The 22,709-nt window shown below is 51.1% G+C and carries 19 protein-coding genes; 14 read left to right on the forward strand and 5 right to left on the reverse strand.

Going from position 1 to position 22,709, the window contains the following annotated elements; genetic code table 11:
• Position 1 precedes the first annotated feature (1 nt).
• From EZV72_RS16620 to EZV72_RS16645, 6 genes are all read left to right on the forward strand, one after another.
• Entirely contained in the window at positions 2-1,210 is a 1,209-nt protein-coding gene (locus tag EZV72_RS16620; protein WP_137168283.1) for an argininosuccinate synthase, read from the forward strand.
• Between the two features lie 11 nt (positions 1,211-1,221).
• A complete protein-coding gene (argH, locus tag EZV72_RS16625; RefSeq protein WP_137168284.1) occupies positions 1,222-2,604 on the forward strand; it encodes an argininosuccinate lyase in 1,383 nt (460 codons plus the stop codon).
• Positions 2,605-2,609: 5 nt separating this feature from the next.
• Entirely contained in the window at positions 2,610-3,923 is a 1,314-nt protein-coding gene (gene argA, locus EZV72_RS16630; RefSeq protein ID WP_137168285.1) for an amino-acid N-acetyltransferase, read from the forward strand.
• 71 nt (positions 3,924-3,994) lie between these two features.
• Positions 3,995-4,396 (forward strand): hypothetical protein, encoded by a 402-nt coding sequence (locus tag EZV72_RS16635; protein WP_137168286.1) that lies wholly within the window; start codon positions 3,995-3,997, stop codon positions 4,394-4,396.
• 354 nt (positions 4,397-4,750) lie between these two features.
• Positions 4,751-5,620, forward strand: coding sequence for an alpha/beta hydrolase family protein (locus tag EZV72_RS16640; RefSeq protein WP_137168287.1), 870 nt, complete (start codon positions 4,751-4,753; stop codon positions 5,618-5,620).
• 70 nt (positions 5,621-5,690) lie between these two features.
• Positions 5,691-6,020: a DMT family transporter gene (locus tag EZV72_RS16645; protein ID WP_137168288.1), complete on the forward strand. Its 330-nt coding sequence runs from the start codon at positions 5,691-5,693 to the stop codon at positions 6,018-6,020.
• A 22-nt stretch (positions 6,021-6,042) separates the two neighbouring features.
• On the opposite strand, the gene EZV72_RS16650 is transcribed toward EZV72_RS16645, so the two are convergent.
• The 5 genes from EZV72_RS16650 to EZV72_RS16670 all read right to left on the reverse strand — a co-directional run bounded on the left by EZV72_RS16650 (position 6,043) and on the right by EZV72_RS16670 (position 14,405).
• Entirely contained in the window at positions 6,043-7,356 is a 1,314-nt protein-coding gene (locus EZV72_RS16650) for a Na+/H+ antiporter NhaC family protein (protein WP_137168289.1), read from the reverse strand.
• Between the two features lie 208 nt (positions 7,357-7,564).
• On the reverse strand, positions 7,565-8,416 hold the full coding sequence (gene yghU, locus EZV72_RS16655) for a glutathione-dependent disulfide-bond oxidoreductase (protein ID WP_217495197.1): 852 nt from the start codon (positions 8,414-8,416) through the stop codon (positions 7,565-7,567).
• Positions 8,417-8,593: 177 nt separating this feature from the next.
• The gene (locus tag EZV72_RS16660) at positions 8,594-9,562 is read right to left on the reverse strand and encodes a DUF4382 domain-containing protein (RefSeq protein ID WP_137168291.1); all 969 of its coding nucleotides are present in this window, start codon (positions 9,560-9,562) and stop codon (positions 8,594-8,596) included.
• Between the two features lie 461 nt (positions 9,563-10,023).
• Complete coding sequence (locus EZV72_RS16665) at positions 10,024-11,715, reverse strand: NAD-dependent malic enzyme (protein ID WP_137168292.1); 1,692 nt, start codon at positions 11,713-11,715, stop codon at positions 10,024-10,026.
• 59 nt (positions 11,716-11,774) lie between these two features.
• On the reverse strand, positions 11,775-14,405 hold the full coding sequence (locus EZV72_RS16670) for a penicillin-binding protein 1A (RefSeq protein ID WP_137168293.1): 2,631 nt from the start codon (positions 14,403-14,405) through the stop codon (positions 11,775-11,777).
• Positions 14,406-14,542: 137 nt separating this feature from the next.
• Here EZV72_RS16670 and pilM point away from each other — a divergent pair, with 137 nt between their 5' ends.
• The 8 genes from pilM (at position 14,543) to EZV72_RS16710 (ending at position 22,503) form a co-directional block, all read left to right on the forward strand.
• Positions 14,543-15,607, forward strand: a complete 1,065-nt coding sequence (pilM, locus tag EZV72_RS16675; RefSeq protein WP_137168294.1) for a type IV pilus assembly protein PilM — start codon at positions 14,543-14,545, stop codon at positions 15,605-15,607.
• The gene (locus EZV72_RS16680) at positions 15,595-16,179 is read left to right on the forward strand and encodes a PilN domain-containing protein (RefSeq protein ID WP_137168295.1); all 585 of its coding nucleotides are present in this window, start codon (positions 15,595-15,597) and stop codon (positions 16,177-16,179) included. Before pilM ends, EZV72_RS16680 begins: the two co-directional genes overlap by 13 nt.
• 3 nt (positions 16,180-16,182) lie before the next feature.
• Positions 16,183-16,800, forward strand: coding sequence for a type IV pilus inner membrane component PilO (locus EZV72_RS16685; RefSeq protein ID WP_137168296.1), 618 nt, complete (start codon positions 16,183-16,185; stop codon positions 16,798-16,800).
• Complete coding sequence (locus tag EZV72_RS16690) at positions 16,787-17,332, forward strand: pilus assembly protein PilP (RefSeq protein ID WP_232364449.1); 546 nt, start codon at positions 16,787-16,789, stop codon at positions 17,330-17,332. Before EZV72_RS16685 ends, EZV72_RS16690 begins: the two co-directional genes overlap by 14 nt.
• Positions 17,325-19,085 carry a type IV pilus secretin PilQ gene (locus EZV72_RS16695; protein WP_137168297.1) on the forward strand — a complete coding sequence of 587 codons (1,761 nt, stop codon included), beginning with the start codon at positions 17,325-17,327 and terminating at the stop codon, positions 19,083-19,085. Before EZV72_RS16690 ends, EZV72_RS16695 begins: the two co-directional genes overlap by 8 nt.
• Before the next feature lie 271 nt (positions 19,086-19,356).
• On the forward strand, positions 19,357-19,878 hold the full coding sequence (aroK, locus tag EZV72_RS16700; RefSeq protein WP_137168298.1) for a shikimate kinase AroK: 522 nt from the start codon (positions 19,357-19,359) through the stop codon (positions 19,876-19,878).
• Positions 19,879-19,899: 21 nt separating this feature from the next.
• Positions 19,900-20,967, forward strand: coding sequence for a 3-dehydroquinate synthase (aroB, locus tag EZV72_RS16705; protein ID WP_137168299.1), 1,068 nt, complete (start codon positions 19,900-19,902; stop codon positions 20,965-20,967).
• Between the two features lie 54 nt (positions 20,968-21,021).
• Positions 21,022-22,503: an SPOR domain-containing protein gene (locus EZV72_RS16710; protein ID WP_137168300.1), complete on the forward strand. Its 1,482-nt coding sequence runs from the start codon at positions 21,022-21,024 to the stop codon at positions 22,501-22,503.
• The last annotated feature ends 206 nt before the right edge of the window (positions 22,504-22,709 follow it).

The following is a 22,709-nucleotide window of genomic DNA, read 5'->3' on the forward strand; positions in this document are numbered from 1 at the left end:
AATGAAAAAAGTAAATAAAGTTGTTCTGGCGTACTCCGGCGGACTAGATACCTCAGCCATCATTCCATGGCTGAAAGAAAACTATGGCTGTGAAGTTGTAGCGTTTGCGGCAGATGTTGGTCAGGGTGATGAAGAACTCGAAGGTTTGCATGAAAAAGCCATTGCATCAGGTGCCAGCGAATGCCACATCGTCGATCTGAAAGAAGAATTTGTGCGTGAGTATATCTACCCGACAGTAAAAACCGGGGCGGTATACGAAGGTGAATACCTGCTGGGTACCTCTATGGCACGTCCGGTTATTGCTAAAGCACAGGTCGAGGTAGCCCGTAAAGTTGGCGCGGATGCACTGAGCCACGGTTGTACCGGTAAAGGCAACGATCAGGTGCGCTTTGAAAGCACCTTTGCAGCGCTGGCTCCGGACCTTCATGTTGTAGCACCATGGCGTGAGTGGGATATGGTATCGCGTGAAGATCTGCTGGCCTATCTGGCAGAGCGCAACATCCCGACCACAGCCTCAGCCACTAAAATTTACAGCCGCGACGCCAATGCCTGGCACATTTCCCATGAAGGCGGTGAGCTGGAAGATCCATGGCAAGAGCCAACCAAACAGGTTTGGACCATGACGGTTGACCCGGAAGAAGCACCGGATACCGCTGAGCGTATCACCCTGTCTTTTCAAGAAGGTGAACTGACTCACGTCAATGACGAAGCTATGTCCCCCTATCAGGCACTGGTTAAACTAAACACGTTGGCAGGCGCCCATGGTGTAGGCCGTATCGATATCGTGGAAAACCGCCTGGTCGGGATGAAGTCTCGTGGTTGCTATGAAACCCCGGGAGGCACGGTACTGATGAAAGCATACAAAGCGCTGGAAACGATGGTGCTGGATAAAGCCGCCATAAAATACCGCGAACAGCTGGCACTGGAATTTTCTCATGTGATGTACGATGGCCGCTGGTTTACGGCACTCAACGATGCCCTGCTGGCAGGCGCAGAATCTTTTGCAAAAAAAGTGACCGGCGATATCGTTGTGAAACTGTACAAAGGTCAGGCGACTGTAGTTCAGCGTCGCTCACCGAACAGCCTGTACTCTGAAGACTTTGCGACATTCGGTGCCGATGATGTATATGACCAGAAGCATGCCGAAGGCTTTATTCGTCTGTTCAGTCTGTCGAGCCGGATTGCGGCACTGAAAAACCACGACAAATAAGGAGTTATCGCATGGCATTATGGGGAGGCAGGTTTTCTGCCGGTAGTAGCAGTATGTTCCGTCAGGTCAATGATTCACTGCCGTTTGACCAGGTCATGGCGGTACAGGATCTGCAAGGCTCTGTGGTCTGGTCACGCGCCCTGCACAAAGCCGGTGTGCTGAGCGCCGATGAGCAGGCGCAGCTGGAAAGCGCACTGAATGAACTGACCCGGCAGGCAGAAGCCGGTGAGCTGGACTTTGCTGCCAGCACAGAAGAAGACATTCACAGCTTTGTAGAAGCCGCGCTAATTGACAAGCTGGGCGATGTGGGCCGCAAATTGCACACCGGGCGTAGTCGTAATGATCAGGTGGCCACCGATTTTCGTTTGTGGGTGCGTGAACATATCGACTCACTCAGACAAGATCTGACCGCGCTGGTGCGGGCTTTGCTCAATACTGCCAATCGCCACCGTGATGCCGTGATTCCCGGTTACACGCATTTGCAACGTGCTCAGCCTATTTTGTTTGCCCACTGGTGCTTAGCGTATGTTGAGATGTTCAAGCGGGACCTGAGCCGGCTGGACGACTTACGTAAGCGCCTGAACCAGTGTCCGCTGGGAAGTGGTGCCCTGGCCGGCACAACCTACCCGGTTGACCGTCATGAAATTGCACAGCAACTGGGTTTTGACGGCCCCTGCCTGAATAGTCTTGATGCTGTCTCTGATCGTGATTTTGTGCTTGAACTACTATTTGGAGCCAGCACCAGCATGATGCATATCTCACGGATGGCCGAAGATTTAATCTTCTACAATTCCGGAGAAGCTGGCTTTTTACAGCTGGGCGATGAAGTGACCTCAGGCTCGTCACTCATGCCGCAAAAGAAAAATCCGGATGCCCTGGAGCTGATGCGGGGCAAATGTGGCCGGGTATTTGGTGCTTTGCAAGGCTTGCTGGTCACCATGAAAGGGCTGCCGCTGGCGTACAATAAGGACATGCAGGAAGATAAAGAAGGCGCGATAGATACGGTTAATCAGTGGCACTGCTGTTTGTGTATTGCCTCTGAAGTACTGGACTCGTTGTCGCTGAATGAGGATCGTTGTCGTGAAGCTGCTGCTCAGGGCTTTGCTAATGCCACAGAACTGGCTGATTATCTGGTAGGTAAAGGCATTCCGTTTAGAACCGGTCATGACATTGCCGGCCAGGTGGTGCTCAAAGCACTGCAGCAGGGCTGTGCCATTGAGGATCTTCCGCTAACCAGCCTGCAGGCAGTGTGTGACAAAATCGATGAAGATGTCTATCCGGTACTGCAACTGGAATATGGCGTTAATAAGCGCAACATTCTGGGCGGCACCAGTACTGAAACCGTCGTAAAGGCGTTGTATCAGGAACTGGAAGCGCTGGATAAGCAGGACTAATCACTATGGTGTTATACCATCAGGACGGCATAAAGCTGTTTCGCAGTTCACTGCCTTACATCAATGCACACCGGGGTAAAACCTTTGTACTGATGTTCGGCGGTGAGGCTATCGAAGATGCCAACTTCCCCAACATCATTCATGACATTGCTTTGCTGGCCAGCCTGGGCGTACGCCTGGTGCTGGTGCACGGTGCCCGTCCGCAAATCGATGAGCGGGTAGCCCTGCGCAATATCGAAAGCCGGTTTGCCGATGGTATTCGGGTGACGGACAAGCAAACTCTGGAGTGTGTCAAAGACGCTGCGGGGTCGGTGCGCTCCCAGATAGAAGCCTTGCTGACCATGGGGCTACCGAACTCGCCCATGCATGGCGCGCAGATTCGGGTGTGTACCGGTAATCTGGTGGTCGCCAAACCGATGGGCGTGCGTGGTGGTGTAGATTTTGAAAACACCGGCGTGGTGCGTCGCATTGATACCACCGGCATCAATGATCATCTTAACGATGGCTCCATAGTGCTATTGTCACCAATGGGCTATTCGTCCACCGGTGAGGTGTTTAACCTGTCCCATGAAGATGTGGCCACCCAGGCTGCAATCTCGCTTAAAGCAGACAAAATCATTGTGTTTTCCAATTACGAAGGCGTTCACCATAAAGACGGTAAACTCCTGCGTACCATTGAAAGACCACAGCTTGAAGCACTGATGCTCAATCAGGAGATCAGCACCGAAGATACGGTGCTCAGTGCCCTGACAACCAGTGTGGCAGCTGGTATTCCACGCGCCCACTGTATCAGTTATGAAAAAGACGGCGCGCTATTACAGGAACTGTTTACCCGTGACGGCACCGGCTCTTTGGTACTGGAACACCATTATGAGCAGATACGCAGTGCCACCATTGATGATGTGGGCGGTATTCTCAACCTGATTAAACCGCTGGAGGAAAGCGGCGCGCTGGTCAAGCGTTCCCGGGAACGACTGGAAAACGAAATCAATCAGTTTATCGTGATTGTGCGCGACGGCATGATCATCGCCTGTGCCGCCGTGTATCTGTATCCTGAAGATGGCTGCGCCGAGCTTGCCTGTGTGGCAACACACCCGGATTACCGGGGTAAAAACCGGGGCGAACGTATTCTGGAGGCTGTCCGCAATACGGCGCTGGATAACAACATTGATACTATCTTTGTACTGACCACGCTTACCGCCCACTGGTTTTTAGAACATGGCTTTTTACCTGCAGATATTTCTGCACTGCCGTCAGCCAAAAAAGAGCTGTATAATTATCAGCGCAACTCCAAAGTATTTACCCTTCAACTACGCTGAGCAAATCAGCGTAGCCCCCACCCTGTCAGAAACGGTATAATCCTGCTGTCTTCCCATTCTGGCAGGTAATTATGAGCAACAACACACGCCGTTTTATGCTTCTGGCAATCGTATCGACATTGATGTTTGCCGGCTGCAGCTATGTTAAACAACCTAATGATCGCAAGATGAAAAAGCTGGTAAACGGTATGCCCGAATATGAGGCAAACGAGTACTTTGGTAAACGTGATCTGCGATTTATTGTGGTCAGGGACGGTGAGCAAATCACCACGCCACAGCTTCCGGCCTGTCTGGTCGAAAAATTTGGTACCCGGGAACTGACAAACGAAGATTATACGCCGGGCACCTATGACTACGAGAAGTACGCGGCGCTGGCCCGACCGTATGCGAAATACTTTAATCAGACACTGGTCACCCTGATGGCTGATCGCGGCTGGGATAAATGCAACGGACAAGGCCCGGCTGACGACTGAACAGTCACCACTGTACTCCATGCTTCGGCGGCCTGTCTGTCCTGGTACAGGCCAGCGAACAGGCTGTCCGGATAACTCTTCTTCTTTTTTTCTCAAAGTACCATCACAGGCCCGAATCCTGCTTATAAACTCGTTTGTAAGGTAGCGACAGTCAAAAGTTGACTTGGCGCTAATACCGATCTTTTGATGTGATAAGCACGGTTTCCTAAAATTCGTAATATTTTTCGCAATTCGTCGCAAATTCTCCTGGGGAATGGAATTAAGCCCGGTACATAAGGTCTAGATTATGTTTGATAGCTTGATTCTACGCTTAATATAGCTTTAACTGGGGCTAAGATATTTTGAGGATACAATATGCAAGAACACGTCTGCGTGACTTGTGAAGACGGGTATACACTTTCAGCAACACTTTTCAGGCCAGAGTCAGCCCCGCGTGGGGCCATTCTCATCGCACCGGCTACCGGTATCAAACGTCAGTTCTACGCTAGCTTTGCCACTTTTCTGGCAGACTACGGGTATGCAGTACTGACCTTTGATAACCGGGGTATCGGTGATTCTTTAAACGAATCAATACGTCACTGCAAAGCGGATCTGGTGACATGGGGCAAACAGGATATGCCAGCAGCGCTGGACACCCTGATGTATCACTATCCCGACACCCAGTATTTTCTGGTTGGCCACAGTGCCGGCGGGCAGTTAATCGGGCTGATGCATAATGCCGACAAGCTCAGCGCTTTTATTAATTACGGCAGCTCTTCAGGCAGTCTGCGTAATATGCGCCCCCGCTACCGGCTTAAAGCTCACTTTTTCATGAATGTATTTATTCCAGTATCCAACGTGCTGCTGGGCCATACCCGCTCGAACTGGGTTGGCATGGGCGAGCCGCTGCCTAAGGGCGTGGCACGGCAGTGGCGACAATGGTGCAACGGCTCAGGTTACGTAAAAACCAGTTTTGGCAGCGAAGTCACAGAACATCAGTATGAAGACCTGGCTGCTCCGTCAAAGTGGATCATCGCTAGTGATGATGACATCGCCAATGAGCAGAATCTAAAAGAAATGATTGAGGTGTACGGCGCCAGTAAGTCCCGTTACTGCGTCTTATTTCCGGCAGCCTGCGGTCTGGACAACATCGGCCACATGCGCTTTTTCTCCCGTCAGTCACAACGTCTGTGGCCACTGGTGACCAACTTTTTCGATGAGTACGTGCCAGTCCCTGCCATGTAATTGATGCTGGCAGTAGAGGTACTTCCTGCCAGCCTGTTACACTGTGGTCTTTACTTTACCCGGGGCACACATGACTTATCTTTTTCTGGTAATGGCAATTGCTGCTGAAACCATAGCCACTCTGGCACTTAAAGCCTCTGAAGGGTTCACTCAGCCCCTTCCCTCTGTTGTTGTGGTCGTGGGATACTGCGCCGCGTTTTACAGCTTATCTATTGTGCTTAAAACCCTGCCACTGGGTATTACCTATGCGGTATGGGCTGGATTGGGTATTGTCTTTATTGTTGCCCTTGGCGCCATTTTTTATAAACAAATCCCGGATTTACCGGCTATTTTGGGAATGCTGCTGATCATTGCCGGCGTGGTAACCATTCAATTATTTTCAAAAACCGCCGGGCACTGAGGGGGCGCCCGACGATGTTTTGCTACAGTGCGTCACCAGCCGGTTTGCCAAACCGCGGCAGGCCGGTGGCAATGGAGATAATTCCGCATACAAAAATCAGCATCGGATACCAGCAATACGGGGTAATTTGTAGCGGTGAGATACCCGCAATGGCAGCCGCACTTAACAGCTGCGCACCATAGGGCACCAGCCCCTGAAACGCACAGGAAAAAATATCCAGCAGGCTGGCTAAACGGCGTGGATCCGCCTCATACTGCTCACCCAGCTCCCGGGCAATGGGGCCGGCGGTCACAATGGAAATGGTATTATTAGCTGTGGTCAGATCCAGAAAACCGACCAGCGAGGCAATACTGAATTCCGCACCCCGTTTGGTTTTGACCTTTTTGGTCAGCGCGCCAATCAGCCAGTGAATCCCGCCGTAGGCAGTCATCAGACCAACAATACCGCCGATAGTGATAGCGATCATCGCCAAATCCTGCATCCAGCCCATGCCGGTCTGAATGCTTTGAAACATTTCAAGGGTAGAAAACGAGCCGTTAAATAACCCTACCAGCGCAGCGCTGATAATCCCCAGCGCCAGCACCACAATCACGTTCAGTCCGGCCAGAGCACTGCCGATGATGATAAAAAACGGCAGCACATTCACCAGGCTTGTCTCACGCTCCTGGAGTGCATCAATGCTGTTTACATCAATACTCAGTAAAATAAGGGCGGTCACAATGGCGGCCGGTAGTACCACCAGCAAATTCGCTTTAAATTTATCAGTGAGTTTCACGCCCTGACTGCGGGTAGCCGCTATCGTGGTATCAGAGACAAAGGACAGGTTATCACCAAACATTGCACCACTGACCACCACACCGAGTGCCATGGGAATAGAAATCCCCAGACTTTCGGCAATACCGATTCCCACCGGAGACAGCGCGGTAATGGTGCCCATGGAGGTGCCCATCGCAAAGGAGATAAAACAGCAAATCAGAAACAAACTGGGCAGAATCAGATCTTCAGGAACCAGATTCAGCGCCATATTGACGGTGGCATCCCGTGCGCCAACATCAATGGTGAGTGAGTAAAAAGCCCCGGCCATCAGAAATATCATCACCAGCAGGATAATATTTTTATTACCGCCACCTTCACAGAAAATCTGGACTTTTTCACCAATCGTCAGGCGCTGGCCCTTGGGGTTTAAAAACAAGGCAAAGCCGGCTGCCAGCATGAAACCCACCAGAACGGGCATCGCTGTGATGTTATTGGTGAGCACCCCGGTCGATATAATCAGGGCAACAAAAACCAGTATGGGCGTGAGACCCCAGGGGTTAGGTGTGACAGACTTATCCACGAATTTTTCAGCCTTGCTTGGTTAAACACATAAACGCGGCAGACTAACGTATCGCCTGTGTGATGCAAGCAAAAGCTTAGGTTGTTTCACTCTGAATTATGCCATTGTGGCGGTCTGTAACACAGGCACTGCTGCCCGCCGATAAAAAAGCCGGTACATGACCGGCCCATGATGCGCGTACCGATGCCCTTGCGGCAGATATCGGCAATTAATCCAGTGCTTTGTCGATATCTTCGGCGCTGTGACGCTCTGCCAGTTGAGGGCCGTCACCAAAGAAACGGTTTACAATGATACCGCGCTTCACAGCCGGACGTTCGGCGATACGCTTGGCCCAGGCCAGCAAATAGGTATAGTCTTCAACCTGCAAGAATTCAGCGGCATCATACAACTTGCCCAGTACCAGGTTGCCATACCACGGCCAGATAGCCATATCAGCAATAGAGTACTCTTCGCCTGCCATGTAGGCATTATCCGCCAGGTGCTTATCCAGTACATCCAGCTGACGTTTGGTTTCCATGGTAAAGCGGTCTATGGGATACTGCATTTTGTACGGGGCATAGGCATAGAAATGACCAAATCCGCCGCCCAGGTACGGGCCGGAGCCTACCTGCCAGAACAACCAGTTTCTGCACTCAATGCGGGCCTGTGGGTCGCTGGGTAAAAACGCATCAAATTTTTCTGCCAGATGCTGTAATATCGAGCCGGATTCAAATAAACGCACCGGTTTATCACCGCTGTGGTCCATCAAAGCCGGAATCTTGGAATTGGGGTTAACCTCAACAAAGCCACTGGTGAACTGTTCGCCATCACCAATAGCCACCGGCCAGGCATCATAATCTGCTGCATCAATGCCGGCAGCCAGCAGCTCTTCAAACATGATGGTCACTTTCTGGCCATTCGGTGTCGCCATAGAATACAGCTGAAAATCATGCTCGCCCACGGGTAAGGTTTTTTGCTCACGTGCACCGGCGGTGGGCCGGTTAATCGCAGAGAACTTACTGCCATCTTCTTTTTCCCACTTCCACACTGCTGGCGGCGTATAGTCGTTATTACTCATTATCGCTCCTGTCGGGTTTTGAACTCTTGTTCAGTACATACGATTACTATCTATGAACGGTTGCGATAATTTCTGCCATAAACTGATGAAAAGTGGATTGAGTGAGATAAAAAAACGCAGGCGTGATGCCTGCGTTATAGGAAAGAAAAGGCGAGCCTTCCGTTGCCCGCAAACTGGGAGTTAATTCAGTACGACGGTTTCGGTCTGTTGTGCCTGAACAGTCACGTCCTGAATTACCTGAAACCTGATATCCTCATTGCTTTCTGGCTCATCCAGATAAGCTTCGCAGCTAAATGCCAGGGTGTAGTCACCTGCCGGCACAAAGCCTACATTAAACGTCAGCGCATCGGTGTCACTATTGTCGGTCACCGTTGCTACCGTAAAGGGTAAAACCTGGCCCTGTTGCGCATTATCTGCATCATCAGACAAATCGGCCGCTGTCAGCCCTGCCTGTTCATACAGATAAACAGCATTACCGGCGCGTGGAGCGACTTTTTCTGCACAGGCTCCATCGTCAAGCACTGCGGCATTGACGCTGCCTTCAATGACGCCAACATCGTCATTTTTTACCAACCGAACACCACGGGGTTTAAGAAAAACACCATTTTGCCCTTTTGGATCGACCAGACTTTTACGCAAATCAAATTCGATGGTGTAAGCCTCATCTGCACCCTGCAAAGCTTCGAAACCATCTAACTTCAGCTCGCCACTGGGAACTGAAATAGGAAATGTGCCTTCTTGCATCACGATGTAAGACTCATCCGTAATGGAAACCCTGACCTGACTATATTGCCCTGCCGGGATTTCTTCATCGGTAATAATGTTGGCAAACTGCTCGCCCTGCAGGGTCAGCAGATCAACACGGCGCGGGTCACCAGCGTTATCGGTCACATCAATATCAACCGTATCGCCATTACCCACCAATTCAACCTGGTCAAAAAACACAACAACTTCAGAGGCATTATCCACCGGCGCATCAGACACCGACAAAGTAAAGTTTGTTTTAAACTGTTCCTCGTCCTGCTGCTGATTTTGCTCCGGGCTGTCAGAGCCACCGCCACCGCATGCAACCAGCATGGTAGAGGCCAATACTGCACTGATCGTTGTCAGTGACCAGTCTCTTAAAGTCTTAGAATATTTTTTTTTCATCGTTTTTCCGGTATCTACTTACCACGGCACCGTCAAAGCGCATTTCCGTTCGCATTACATTCTGATGGGGGAAATAACCTTGCTCGGACCAACTGTATTCAAACTACATGCCAATATAGAAAAATCGCTATATTACAATAACTTGTTAAATTCCGCGGTCTCTTCAGTCTAAAAAGTGTGAGTAAATGTTGCAGAGCTGCAACACTTAACGTGCAACTTAAATAACTGAATTAGTGATATTTATTTTAATAAATACAAAGAATAGACAAACGGAACATCAGAAAAGCAACTGAACTTCCCTGACTGATAGAGGCGACTAACAAAATTCCCTCGGTATGCACGCCAGGGAAACCGACTGCGGGTGTACATGGTGAGCGATACCCCTCGCAACACAGGTTGTAGCTATTCGGATACAAGTACAAAAAACGCGGCAAAAGCCGCGCTTTTACTCTTCCGGCTATTTAGATACTGACCCGCTTATAAGGCCGGTATTCAGCTTTCCAGAAGTTTTTCTCAATGGCGTCGAGTAAGGCTTCATCGGTCATTTCTAACGCCAGTTCCTGCTCCATCGCCACCTTAGCCACTGCATAGGCAATATTACGGCTTAAATTGGCAATTTCAGTTAATGGCGGCAGCAAACCACCCTCACCGGTATTGGCCATGGGCGACGCACCGGCCAGTGCATTGCTGGCAGCCATCAGCATCTCATCGCTTATAAGACGGGCTTTGCTGGCAATGACACCCAACCCGATGCCCGGGAAGATATAACTGTTATTACACTGAGCAATCGGGTAGACCGCGCCTTTGTATTCAACCGGTTTGAACGGGCTGCCGGTGGCAATTACCACTTCGCCGTCTGTCCACTCAATCACTTGCTCAGGACGCGCTTCCACCTGCCGTGAAGGGTTACTCAGCGGGAAAATAATCGGCAGTTCACAGTTCTGCTTCATGGCCCGGATAACCTGCTCGGTAAACAGGCCTGGCTGGCCAGATACGCCAATCAGCACATCTGGCTGAGCACAGTGCATCACATCCAGTAATGAGGCGTATTCGCCGGAGAACGTCCAGTCAGCGATATCGGCCTGACTGGTTTGCAGGCGCTGCTGGAAGTCCCGCAAGTCTGCCATCCCCTCGGTCACCAACCCAAAGCGGTCAATCATAAACACCTGCTTGCGGGCCTGCTCGTCACTGAGTCCTTCCTGCACCATTTGCTGAATCAGCATCTCGGCAATCCCGCACCCGGCAGAGCCGGCGCCCACAAAGACCACATTCATGTCAGACAATTTACGGTCCTTCATCCGACAGGCAGCCAGAATAGTTCCTAATGTCACTGCCGCTGTTCCCTGAATATCATCGTTGAAGCAGCAAATCTGATCCCGGTAACGGTTAAGAATCGGCATGGCGTTGGGCTGGGCAAAATCCTCAAACTGGATCATCACTTCCGGCCAGCGACGTTTTACGGCTTTAATGAACATGTCGACAAATTCGTCATATTCCTGCTGGCCAATACGCGGATGGCGCGCGCCCATGTACATAGGATCGTTAAGCAGCTTTTCGTTGTTTGTACCTACATCCAGCATTACCGGCAGGGTGTAGGCAGGGCTAATACCACCACAGGCGGTATACAGGGATAATTTACCAATCGGAATTCCCATGCCGCCAATGCCCTGATCGCCCAGCCCCAGAATACGCTCACCGTCGGTCACCACGATAACTTTGACTTTTCGCTTAGTGGCATTACGTACAATATCATCCAGCTGATGACGCTCTTCCCAGGACACAAACAGCCCCCGGGAGCTGCGATAAATATCAGAAAACTGCTCGCAGGCGTCACCCACCGTCGGGGTATAGATGATCGGCATCATCTCTTCAATGTGCCGTTGTACCAGGTTATAAAACAGAGTTTCGTTGTTATCCTGAATAGCGCGCAGATAAATATGCTTATTCAGCGGTTCGTCAAACGACGAATACTGCATGTAAGCACGCTCGACCTGCTCTTCAATGGTTTCAAAACGCGGCGGCACCAGCCCGGTCAGATTAAATGACGCCCGCTCTCTGGCGGTAAAGGAGCTGCCTTTGTTCAGCAACGGGGTTTCCAGCAGGGATGGCCCGGAATGGGGGATATAAAGATAGCGGTTTTCGTCTTGTGACATTGCTCTTCCGAAAATGTAAGGTACAAAGGTTTTGAGCCTTGAGAGAAAATGGCCGGAAGTTAAAAGATCTCTTCCGGCTCCGGCGTATTCGCCTCATCTTCCTGCGCAGGATCAATCACGTCGTTGTCCAGCACATAAACTGTTGGTTCTGTGCCTTTTATGAAATACTCGAATAGTGTCGTATGGTCTGTCCTGCGGGTCAACTTACCACTGGTACGATCAATGCGGACACGCACAATATCATCCGGTACCTGAATAGGCGATTCAGGGGTATCGGCCAGTGCCTGCTGCATAAAATAGATCCAGGCTGGCTGCGCTGCATGCGAGCCACTTTCAGAGCCAATCATGGCATTACCAATCCAGTTGAACCGATCCGGGTTACGGTTAATCAGGTTCTGGTTACGAGTGGAGCGCCCCAGGTTCCGGTTCATATCGTCAAAGCCCACCCAGGCGGTGGTCACCAGTTCACCATTGAAGCCGGTAAACCAGGCATCTCGGGAGTCATTGGTAGTCCCGGTTTTACCCGACAAGTCATCGCGCTTAAGCAGGTTTTTGGCCCGCCAGCCGGTTCCCATCCAATACGTTTTATTACTCCAGCTGCCATTGGCCTGTACACCGGTATGCATCATATTGGCAATTAAAAACGCATTCTGTTCACTGATCACCCGTGGTGCCGGCCGTTTTACCTGCTGCTCAGCATCCTCACCGGCCGCCACATCGGTCCCCAGAATGGCAGCCAGCTGGGCTTCCTTATCATCCAGCTTACTGGTATTAGCCTGCTTGCGGTTGCAGGGATCACACGCCCAGACCGGCTCTGCCTGCCACAACACCTTACCGTATTCGTTTTCCACCCGATCAATAAAGTGAGGCTGAATCAGATAGCCGCCATTGGCAAACGAGGACATACCCCGGGCAACTTCCAGGGGCGTGTGCGAGCCTGAGCCCAGTGCCAGGGTTTCATCCCGTGGGATTTCGTCACGCTGAAAACCAAATCGCTCCAGATATTCGGCTGTTTTATATAGCCCCACACCACGCAACAAACGCACTGACACCACGTTTTTGGATTTACCCAGCGCCACCCGCATGCGAATCGGCCCGTCATATTCAGCCGGCGAGTTTTTTGGCCGCCAGGCGACCCCGGTCGCCGAGTTCCACTGGTTAATCGGCGCATCATTCATAATTGAGGCAACGGTGTAGCCGGCATCCAGCGCAGCAGAATAAATAAAAGGTTTGATGTTTGAACCGACCTGCCGTTTAGCCTGCGTGGCCCGGTTAAACTGAGACTGGTAATAACTATAACCGCCAATGACAGCCTGCGCCGCACCGTTGTGCGGATCCAGGGCTATCAAGGCCCCGGATACCTCAGGCAGCTGGGCAAATCGCCACTGCTCATCCTGCTGACGAATATAGATGACCGCACCGGCTGATGTGATATCACTGGCCTGCTTAGGATCCTCACCCTGCCGCGAGTCGGTAATATACGGGCGAGCCCAGTCCAGATTCGCCCAGTCGATGGTGTGTTGCTGACCATCTGCATCCAGCACATCAATACTTTGTTCGTGCACCTGTAACACCACCGCTGGCACCAGCGGACTGAGTCGTTGCACAGACTCCAGTGCCTTGAGTATTGCTTGTTCGCTCCAGTCCGCACGCTGAGCGCTGACCGGATCAGGCACATCGCTCAGGGGAGCGAGTTCCGTGTCTTCAGGTGCATTCCACAGATAGCCCAGCGGACCGCGATAACCATGGCGCTCATCGTAGTCGTGCAGATTTCTGACCACCGCCTGCTGGGCATCGGTCTGAATTTTTGAATTGGCTGTAGCATAGACTTCATAGCCACCGGTTTCGGCTTCTTCCTTGCCATACATCTCGACCATTTCTGAATAAATCAGGTCGGCCAGATAAGGCGCGTGAACTTCGATCTCCGCACCGTGTTTGCGGGCTGTGACCGGTGCTGCTACCGCTTCATCAAACTGGGCCCGGCTGATCAGCTCTTCATCGAGCATCCGCAGAAGCACCACACGACGGCGTTCTACCGAGCGCTCAGGGCCACTGATGGGATTAAGTGCTGACGGGGCTTTGGGCAACCCGGCAATGGTTGCGATCTGTGCCAGGGTCAGCTCTGACAGGGACTTGCCATAATACACCTGGGCAGCCGCGCCCACTCCGAATGAACGATGCCCCAGTTCAACCTTGTTGAGATACAGCTCCAGAATTTCCTGCTTGGACAGTTCCTGTTCCATATGCCAGGCAATAAAGATTTCTTTGATTTTACGGATGTAGGTTTTTTCGCGGGTCAGGAAGAAGCCCCGGGCCAGCTGCATGGTCAGCGTACTGGCTCCCTGACGCTTTTCACCGGTCAGTACCAGGCTCAGTACCGCCCGGCCCATACCGATGGGGTCAATACCATGATGCTCATAAAAGCGACTGTCTTCGGTGGCCAGTATGGCATCGATCATTTCTTGCGGAACATCCTCAAGTTTTACAGGAATCCGCCGTTTAACTCCATACTGGGAGATCAGTTTGCCGTCTTGCGTAAAAATACGCATGGGCGTTTGCAAACGAACATCCTTAAGGACAGTGACGCTGGGCAGGTCTGGTTTGATATAAAAATACAACCCGACCACGGCTGCGGTGCCAAGGATTGCGCCTAAAAAACAAAGTACTAGAAAGGTTTTGAATAACTTCACGAAGACTGATTACCGGGGCCTGGCTGCCTATTTGATTTACATTCTATACGTATGTGCTTTTATTAGAACCCTATCGCCAAAAAAACTGGCGTAAGATTCTAATTTAAAGACCGAAATTTGGATCACGGTTGAAACCAATGAAATCGTTGTTTAATAAAAAACTGCCGCCTATTGTGGGACTAGATATAGGTACCCGTCAAATTAAAGCGGTGTTGATAGAAAAAACAGGCGAAAGTTTCACACTGCAAGGATTTGCGTGCGAACCCATTAATAAAATCGCGTTTAACGAACGTGAAATCCGCGACTACGAAGCAGTCAGTCTGGCCTTAAAAAAAGTGCAGATAGCGCTTAAATCAAAAGTCAAAAGCGCCGCGATTGCGGTGGCTGGCTCGTCGGTAATCAGTAAAACCGTGCACATGGAGCCGGACCAGACAGACTATGAGCTGGAAGGTCAGATTGAAATTGAGGCAGACAGCCTGATTCCCTACCCGCTGGAAGAAGTCTATCTGGACTTTGAAGAGCTTGGACCCAGCGATACCCACCATGGCAAGGTTGATGTGCTGCTTTCAGCGGCGCATAAAGACCTCGTCGATGCCCGTATTACGCTTGTGCGTGAAGTACCACTGGAACCTAAAGTGGTCGATATTGAAGGCTACGCTCTGGCCAATGCGGTGGCCCATTTTTATCCTCCGGCGGCACAGGAACGGGTGTGCTGTGTGAATATCGGTGCGTCTCTGTTACAGGTATGTGTATGGGAACAGGGCAAGGTGATTTACACCAAAGAGCACAACTTTGGTATGCACAACCTGGTGCAGGATATCTCAGTGATTCAGATGATGGAGCTGGAAACTGCCGAACGCCGACTGATGTCCGGTACCCTGCCTGACAGCTTTATCAATGAAACCCTGCCCGTTTTTGCTGCCAATCTGGTTCAGCAGATTAACCGGGCACTGCAAATGTATGTCAGTACCACACATGCCGAGCGCCCGGCAAAAATTCTGCTGTGTGGCGGTGGTGCAAATCTAAGTGAACTGACCGATACCCTGGCCCAGGATTTAGGCATGATAATCGAAGTGTTCAATCCTTTTGCCAACATGACCATTGCCGAACATCTGGACAGTCAGCGACTGGCCGCCTTTTCACCACAGCTGGCCATTGCGGCCGGACTGGCAAGCCGGAGTTTCAGCGCGTGTCACATGTAAACCTGCTTCCCTGGCGTGAAGCACAGCGTCAGCAACAAAAAAGTAACTACCTGGCCTTATTAGGCCTTATTGCGTTAGTGGTCGGACTGATTTTCTGGCTGGTTGGGCAATTTATTGAACAGCAAATCAGTCACCAGAATTCCCGCAACAGCTACCTGCAACAGGAAATTGCTCAGCTGGATGCGCACATTGCGCAAATACAGAAAATTAAAGAGCGTAAAAACGCCATTGAGCAGCGAATGGCGCTTATTGGCCAGCTGCAAATCAGCCGTAATGTAGCTCCGAAAGTATTTGATGAGCTGGCTGGTATTGTGCCACCGGGCGTGGCGTTTACCACCATGAGCCGGGCCGGTAACCTCATCACCATTGAAGGCATCAGCGACTCCAATAATCGTCTGTCGGACTTTATGCGCAGACTGGAAGAATCTGCGGTGTTTTCTGCCGGTGATTTGTCCTCGATTGTCGCCAATACCACCCAGGCAGATGCGGTCAGCGGCTTTAAGCTTACTTTCAGAATCAGTCCTGATGTGGCCCCGGTGCCCGCGGATCTGACCTCAGCAAAAAAGGGGTAAGCGATGAAATTTGATGTAAGCAAGCTTAAAGAACTTAACGAACTGGACTTTGAACAGGTTGCGGTGTGGCCAAAGGAAGTCAAGATTGTCGTCGGCATCTTTATAGCTATTATGGTGGCCGGTCTGAGCTACTGGTTTATCGTCCAGCCTAAGCTGCCGGTCTGGGATGCAGCCGAGCGCAAGGAAGCCGAGCTGAAATTACAATTTGAGGCAAAATACCGCATCGCAGTAAACCTGGAAGCCTACCAGGAACAGCTGGCGCAACTGAAGCAGGACTTTTCCTCCATGCTGCGTTCACTGCCTACCAGTAACGAAACCCCGGGCCTGCTGGATGATATTACCTATGTGGGAACCTCTTCAGGACTGACGTTTAAACTGCTGAACTGGCAAAAAGAAATACCAAAAGAGTTCTACACCGAATTACCAATCGAAATAGAAGTCAGTGGCGGCTATCATAATTTTGGTCACTTTGTGTCTAAAGTGGCTGATTTGCCGCGTATTGTTACGCTGCACGACTTTGTGATTGAACAAACTGAAGAGCGTTTACACCTGAAATTACAGGCCAAAACCTATCGTACCGCGATGACCGATGTAGAGGAGTCAGCCAGTGACACCGAATAAAACACTGGGACTGCTTGCCATTGCCTCATTGTGCGCAGCCTGTTCACCACAAATGGATGACCTGACCGCATATACTGCCCGGGTCAAGCAAACCACTCAGGTACAGATAGATCCTTATCCGGAATTTAGCGTTCAGCCCGCTTTTCTGTATACCGGCGGTGACCTGCGCAGCCCATTTGCCCGGCCGGCAGACCGGCCTGAGCCTCTGGTGGCCAAGCGTCAGACTAACTGTCTGCAACCGGATTACAGCAGGGCTAAGGAAGCGCTGGAAAAATACGGGCTGGATGCCCTGACCCTGACCGGCAGTTTTAAAAGTCGCGGCACACATTATGTGCTGTTTAAAACGGCTGACGGCAATTTGTTAAAGGCCACTCACGGCAGCCGGGTGGGTTTGTTTTTTGGCACAGTTAAAGAGATTGGTCGTCAGACCGTTAAAATAGAACAATTGCTTCCCGATGGTGCGGGATGCTGGCAAAGGGAAGAAACCACGCTGACCCTCAACGGGACAGCCGGAGAGAATAATAATGTCTAAGCAAGATCTGACTTTACATGGAACACTATTTTTACGGCCACGCACATGGTTATGCCAGTCAATTGTTGCTTTATCACTGGCCAGCACTGCGGTACTGGCGCAGCAGGAGCCAGTGCTGCTGGACCCATACCAGCAAGCAGAGCAAGCCTTTAACAGTACGCTGACTGACATTGGCTTTACCCGCGCCAAATATAATGTCGGTGTGACCAAAGTCACGTTTAATACCCAGCCGCAAAGTCCGCTACTGGTTGAGGCACAGGGTCAGCTAACCATTACACTGCCGGGCGTTAAGCTGGGTGATGATCAGTTTGTACAGCTGGATGTGACTCAGTTTGGTACTGCGGTGACCAGTGTTGAAACTTTTCAGGATGATGATGCCTCGCGTATTGTCATTGACTATGAAGGCCGCGTGATGGCCCGCCACCGCCTGACCGAAGAGGGTCTGCGGGTTGAAATTGAGACCATGACCGAAGCCCAGCAGGAAGAGCTGGACAACCAGACTAAGTATGTTGGTAAACCCATCTCGCTGGATTTTCAGGATGTTCCGGTTCGTCAGGTGCTGCAAATTATTGCTCAGGTGAATGATTTCAATCTGGTGACTACCGACACCGTCACCGGAAACGTGACCATTCAGCTGGCCGGTGTACCCTGGGATCAGGCGCTGGAAATGATTCTGAAAATTAAAGGTCTGGATAAGCGTCTGGAAGGCAACATTCTGCTGGTTGCCCCGGCAGAAGAGCTGACTGCCCGCGAAACCCAGCAACTACAGTCTCAGCAGCAGGTCTCCGATCTGGCACCACTGGCCACAGCCAATATTACCGTTAACTATGCAAAAGCCGAACAAATGGCACTACTGCTTAAAACGCAGGAAGGCGGACTGCTCAGTGACCGTGGCTCGGTCAGTGTGGATGAGCGTACTAATACCCTGCTGATTCGCGATACTCAGGCATCTATTGATGAAGCCCGCAAAACCATCGAGCAACTGGATATTCCGGTTAAGCAAGTATTGATTGAGTCGCGCATGGTCACGGTGCGCGACAATGTAGGCGAAGAAATTGGCGTGCGCTGGGGAATAACCGACCGGGAAAGCGACCTTACCGTATCAGGCTCTGCCAATGCCGCAGACACCGCGGCCTCGGGGATTGTGCCGGATGTGGATAACCGGATGAACGTCAGTTTGCCGGTTTCCAGCCCGGCTGGGCGCATCGGTTTTCAGGTGGCCAGCCTGGTAGATGGCACGATTTTAGACCTGGAACTGTCAGCTTTAGAGTCTGAAAACAAAGGTGAAATTATCGCCAGCCCGCGAATTACCGTGGCCAATCAGCAGGAAGCCTATATTGAACAGGGTACCGAAATTCCTTATGTGCAGGCGACCTCATCAGGCGCGACCTCAGTAGAATTTAAAAAAGCGGTACTCAGTTTGAAGGTGACGCCCCACATTACCCCGGACAATCGCGTTATTCTGGATTTAGTGGTGACGCAGGATACCCGTGGCGAAACCGTTCAAACCTCCACTGGTCCGGCGGTGGCCATCGATACCCAGGAAATAAAAACTCAGGTTCTGGTGGAAAACGGTGAGACTGTGGTGCTGGGCGGTATTTTTCAGCAGCTCAATACCAATGATATTTCCAAGGTGCCTTTGTTTGGCGATTTGCCTCTGGTAGGCCGGTTATTTAAAAATACCAATACGGTGTATCAGAAACGGGAATTGCTGATTTTTGTTACGCCCAAGATTGTGACAGAATCGCTGTAAAGTTCCTTAACGTAACAAAAAGGGCATCTATCGATGCCCTTTTCTCGTTTTTAACGCCTGTTAACCTATTGATTTACATACTCAGCGATTAAAACGACAACAAAACTTGCATCGTCAGGGATGAAACTGAGATAATCCCGCTCTCGAAATTCAAGCGAGGTTCCAGGAGTTGTGCTTATAAAGCAAGTTTGTAGGCACGCATGAATGGGTGGGCTTAGAAAGCTGGCAATGCGCTACCCTTAACATTATGAAAGTTGTGATATAAGCAAATATGGCTGAAAAACGTAATATCTTTTTGGTTGGCCCAATGGGTGCAGGTAAAAGCACGATTGGCAGACACTTGGCAGACGAACTACACCTAGATTTTTTTGACTCAGATCAGGAAATCGAGCGCCGTACCGGTGCTGACATTACCTGGATTTTCGATCTGGAAGGTGAAGACGGTTTCCGCAAGCGCGAAGAAAGCGTTATCAATGATCTGACCGATAAACAGGGTATTGTGCTGGCCACCGGCGGCGGTTCTATCGTAACCAAAGCTGTTCGCAACCGTCTTTCTGCGCGTGGCATTGTGGTTTATCTGAAAACAACAATTGATAAACAGGTTGCCCGTACTCAGCGCGACAAGCGTCGCCCGCTGTTACAACAAGGCGGTGAACCCGAAGCAGTTCTGCGCGAACTGGCTGAAATGCGCAACCCACTGTACGAAGAAGTCGCTGATTACGTCATCGATACGGACGACCAGTCTGCTCGTGCTGTTGCAAACCAGATTATCAGTAAAATCGACCTGTTCTGATTTTAAAAAGGAGGTACGCTCATGTCGACGCTAACGGTGGATTTAAACGAGCGTAGCTATCCGATACATATAGAAGCCGGTCTGCTTAGTCAGACTGGCTTTTTTGTGCCCTACATAAAAGGGCCTCTGGCGGTTATTGTGACCAATAACACGCTGGCGCCACTGTACCTGCAGCAAGTGATTGCCGCCTGCGGCGACAAGCAGGTAGAAGTGATACAGATACCGGATGGTGAACAATATAAAAACCTTGAGCAGTATGAAGTCATTATGACCCGACTGCTGGAGATGAACGCAGCCCGCGACACTACGTTGATTGCACTGGGTGGCGGCGTTATTGGTGATCTGTGCGGCTATGTGGCGGCCACTTACCAGCGCGGCGTGCCGTTTATTCAGGTTCCGACAACACTGCTGGCTCAGGTAGACTCCTCGGTCGGGGGTAAAACTGCCGTCAATCACCCACTGGGTAAAAACATGATTGGCGCCTTTTACCAGCCCGTTCTGGTGGCTATCGATCTGGATACCCTGTCGACACTACCGGCACGGCAGTTTGGTGCTGGCATGGCTGAGGTCATCAAATACGGCATTATTTATGATGCTGCGTTTTTTGACTGGCTGGAAGCCAATACCGGGGCACTTCGTGCACTGGATACCGCTATTTTAAAGCAGACCATTTTGCGCTGTTGCGAAATCAAAGCCGAAGTGGTGGCGCAGGATGAGCGCGAAGGCGGTTTACGGGCTATTCTGAACCTGGGTCATACCTTTGGACATGCCATTGAAGCAGAACAAGGCTATGGTGTCTGGTTACACGGTGAAGCCGTAGCGGCCGGCATGGTCATGGCTTGTCAAACGGGCGAAGCGCTTGACTGGTTTACTGCACAGGATACCCAGCGGGTACAGACCCTACTGGAAGCCTTTAACCTGCCGGTGACCGGCCCGGACGACATGCCCTTTGATGCCTACATGACGCACATGCGCAGAGACAAAAAAGTGGAAGCGGGTAATATCCGTTTTGTACTTCCCCAGGGCATCGGTAAGGCCGTGGTGACCAAGGATGTCAGCGACGCAGTGTTACGTACTATACTGCGCTGATAGATTTGGCAGAAGACCACACTGGTCTTCTGCTGTCTGTTCAAGGGAACGCGCATGCACTCACAATTGCATGAACGATTAGAATATCTGGTTAACTTTTCTTCTCAGCTGATTTTTGTCAGCGGAGACTCTGTGGCCCAGCAACAAAAAACCCTTGAAGCCTTTGTCTTTCGTCAGCATGACGAAACCGAAATAGCCTACCTCACCGCCCAGCCGGGCATGACCACCAGTGATTATCGCCGCCAGCTCTGCCAGCAGCTACTCGGGCAACAGGTGGGAAGTTATGTGCGCCCGTTAACCGAACTGCTGGCTGATTTAAATAATCAGTCGGGCCCGGTGCTCATTACCCTGACTCAGGCAGAACACCTGCCCGATGAACTCTTGCAGGAACTGTGGGACCTGGTGCTGCAAAATCGCATGGCAGATAACCATCAGCATCTTAATGTGCTGCTGTTCGGCCAGACTCGCTGGGCCGAAAATGCCAAACAATGGCTGCCGGCTAAAAACTCTGACACGCCACTGTTAATCAGCAGTCAGTCGGTGATGGCAGAACAGGTGGGCAGTGATCTGGACCGTCTTATCAGTCAGCGCCGGGATGCTTTTCACGCGCATCTGGCTGCCCGTACCATGACAGATAGTGAATCAGCGTATGACGCAAAGAACTGGCTGGCTTCCGGCTGGTTCTGGGCCACCATCGCCATAATATTTATGTTGTCGTTCTCGGCGTTGGTCAGCTGGCAGTATGGCAGTGAAATCAGTGCACTTTTTTCCCCTATTGATGAACCGGCCGAGCCCGGTCCGCAACGCACTGCGCCCGCCCCCGGCTCAGCCTATCAGCAGCTGACACAGCCTGCCCGGGAGATCCCGCAGGTGTCTCCCGCCACGACCATCTCTCAGCCAGACACTTCCGCTGCCTCTGCCACACCCGATGCGCGGGTCACCAGCTGGAAAGAGGCTATCGGTTCAATGCATCAAAAAGCCGCCCCTGCCCCCACCACCGGTGATGAGCCCCGCGCCATTAATGATGACCAGGACAATGAGACCCGGGACACACCAGATGTAGCCTACCCTGAAATTAACTATCGGCAGGCCGTCAGTCTGATGGCGCAGGTTCGTCAGACTCCACCAGCATCATCCGGGCAGGCAGTAACGCAGCCAGCCATAGATAATACTAAAGTGCCAGACCCGGATAATACTGCGAGTAATCCTGAGCTGGCCGCTGACGATAATGCCATCGACAATCAGGAATTACTGACGCTGCTGCGTGCTGACGACTATGTGATTCAGCTGGCCGGGCTTAAAGATTATCCGCTTCTTAGCCAGTTTGTGACAGAGCACCAGCTTGACGATAAAATCTGGATTTATCAGACTCGGCGGTATGGGGGCGACTGGTTTGTGCTGCTGTTCAAACAGCCTTTTGCATCCATTTCTGATGCCCGTAACGCCATAGCCCTGCTGCCTGATTACCCGCGCAAGGACCAGGCTTTTGTGAAAACAGGGCAGCAGGTCATCAGCGAGCTTAATCAGACTCCGTAGCTACATCGCTTGCCAGCATCTTAATTAGCAGCAATCTACAACTTTAGTAGCAGTAAAGTTGATCAAACCCGACGATTTTGCAGTAGAAATATAAATTTTTATTTATAGAGTGTTAATCGGTATTGTGTTTTCATCCTGACAGCAAATAAGTCTGCGTCTGCGCAAACTGTTCATGTTCTGTCCGGCTAAAAGCCCGCCCTTGTCAG

It is taken from the genome of Salinimonas lutimaris, assembly GCF_005222225.1.
GTDB classification, from domain to species: domain Bacteria; phylum Pseudomonadota; class Gammaproteobacteria; order Enterobacterales; family Alteromonadaceae; genus Alteromonas; species Alteromonas lutimaris.